Genomic DNA, 2,250 nt, shown 5'->3' with positions numbered 1-2,250 from the left:
TTCAGGGGATGAACTTTCTTCCGGAGGCGGAATTACAACAGACAAATCATAGGTATTTTCCAACCGATTTAAATAATCTGATTCAGATTTAAAACAAAAAGTAAAAAGATCCGGCTGCCCGGAGCCGAGCCATTGTAGTAAAATAATGCAGTCCCTGGATTACTGCAAGAGGTAGCAACAATCAACAGCATTAGTAATAAATATTTAACTTTCATAATTATTTTAGAGTTGAAGGTGGTTTAATTTTTGTTGATGTGACACTTTCTACCGTATAAGGTATTATTCCATAATTCGTTCTTTTATCTTCATTTAATTTTTGATTCATTTGATTGCCTAAATTTGTTGTTGTATATTCTTCTTCTTGATCTGGAAATCCTACATTTCGATTGTCTGGTGTTAGTATCAACTTATCAGTATTATTATCATATTTATTACGATTTCTTTCTCCATATTTTTTTGGATTTGAAAAAAGATTATATCCATGAATGATTTCGTGTCCAAGTCTAGATGAAGGGCTATTATAACCAATATTCCCTTCTTCCATTGTTGATTTTGTACCATCCTTCCTAAATCTTATACCTTCTGATGTGTTGAATTTTACGGATTTACTATTAGGGTCAAACTCGTTTTTTTTACCATTTTCTGTCTGCTCATTAATTGTAAAAGTATTCTTTTTATCATTAATCATTTCATCCATAATGTTAACTGTTTTAGCCTCTTTACCCTCGCCTATTGTAACATTTAGTGCACCAGTAGAATATAAATAATCTAACGCTTCATAAGCCTTTCTGTCAAACTCATTTTTAATTTTACTGTAATCTCGATTTTTTTCATACGAGTAAATATTATCACCAAATCTAATATCTCTACCATCAGGATCAATAAATAATATAGGATTGTTGACTGCATAATTGAAAGGATTATGTCTTCTGTGTTTCTCCGCCAGCGGGTCAACCACACCCCATCTCCCGATATCCGGCATATAAAACCTCGCTCCGTAATCATACATTCCAGATTCCGTTTGCAATTCTTTTCCGTTGTACTTGTACTGGTATGAAGAATTACCTGCTGATACATTGTATCCTTCATGTTTCATCCCAAACGGATAATAATTGTTTTCCTCAAGAACTTCTACGTTGCTGCCGTTGTTAAAATAACTCAGCCTTACATTTCCCAGGTGATCTTTATACTGGTAAATTCTTTCTGCATTTTTTCTTTCCTGGGCCAGATGTTTATAATTAAAGATTTGTGAGATTGAGTGTAGAAAAAAGAGCCTGTCTGAAAAGGACAGACTCTTTATTTTCACTGATACAATTGAGACTCTCATATCAATGAGATTATTTTTCTATTTTTTAATTAATATAACTATCAATCTGTAAAAGAAGGAATTAAAACAGGTTCAAAATTGTCAGTATTTTTAATATAAGGGTATCGTGCATGGGCTGAAGCATCAATACGATTGTAATATCGCAGTCTTATAAAACCTACATAAAAAGACTTTACTTTCTTATCTAATTTCAGAATTATTGCTTTTTTTTCTTCTTTTCTGTAACTGTAATCATATTCGTCTTCTTTATAACCCATTTTCTCTCTTTCAAGCACTGACTCATAACTAAATCCATTTGTATCGAAAAGAAAAGCTTTCTTTTGATTAAATAATTTTTTGATATTTTTTTCTTTTTCAAAATCTTCACTCTCCATTATGAAAATACCAACTTTATCATAATCCGGAACTACAAGTATAGGATCTTTAAAAGTTACGATTTTAGTGGTTAAATAATACTCATCGAATTTCTGTGAAAATAAAAAGTTTGAGAATAATAAAAAAAGTAGTATAAATAAATTATTCTGTAGGTGGAGGTGAATATCTAACCTTTCCTTTTTTAAAGTTTTCATAATCTTTATCTGTTTTTAATTACTGTCTGTAGTATCGTAATCTTCAAAAAAATCCACTTTTATACTATATTACCGTTGAATAGCAGATACTATCGAATAATTTTACCATTTCTATCAAAAGTAATATTAAAAACATTATCATAAATAGAATATATTGATCTTATTGGTAATTCATTTTTTATTTTATATAAGATACTGTCACTATTTTTAGGATGAGAAAAAAGTTCATCGGGGGTGAAACGGTAAACAGGCTGTGTGCTTCGGGAATGTCTGCGGTGGCGAATGCCTTCCGTGCGATTGCTGCCGGAGAAGGGGAAATCTATATCGCAGGAGGCGTAGAGCATATGACCCGCT

At 31.6% G+C, this 2,250-nt stretch carries 1 protein-coding gene and 2 pseudogenes; 1 reads left to right on the top strand and 2 read right to left on the bottom strand.

Translation table 11 applies throughout. The features are described 5' to 3' along the window. Window positions 1–868: 868 nt before the first annotated feature. A pseudogene (locus tag FY557_RS20665) lies at window positions 869–1,198 on the bottom strand (RHS repeat domain-containing protein); the annotation flags it as partial. Window positions 1,199–1,368: 170 nt separating this feature from the next. After that, window positions 1,369–1,896, bottom strand: a complete 528-nt coding sequence (locus tag FY557_RS19930) for a hypothetical protein (RefSeq protein ID WP_149248972.1) — start codon at window positions 1,894–1,896, stop codon at window positions 1,369–1,371. Window positions 1,897–2,123: 227 nt separating this feature from the next. On the opposite strand from FY557_RS19930, the pseudogene FY557_RS19925 reads away from it, so the two are divergent. Continuing rightward, window positions 2,124–2,250: pseudogene (locus FY557_RS19925) on the top strand (beta-ketoacyl synthase N-terminal-like domain-containing protein); the annotation flags it as partial.

It is taken from the genome of Chryseobacterium sp. SN22 (assembly GCF_008329705.1).
GTDB lineage: Bacteria > Bacteroidota > Bacteroidia > Flavobacteriales > Weeksellaceae > Chryseobacterium.
This window is presented reverse-complemented; position numbering and strand designations above follow the sequence as displayed.

Coding starts and splice junctions, on each gene's coding strand:
- FY557_RS19930 (WP_149248972.1), bottom strand. CDS start 1,896: ATGAAAACTTTAAAAAAGGAAAGGTTAGATATTCACCTCCACCTACAG.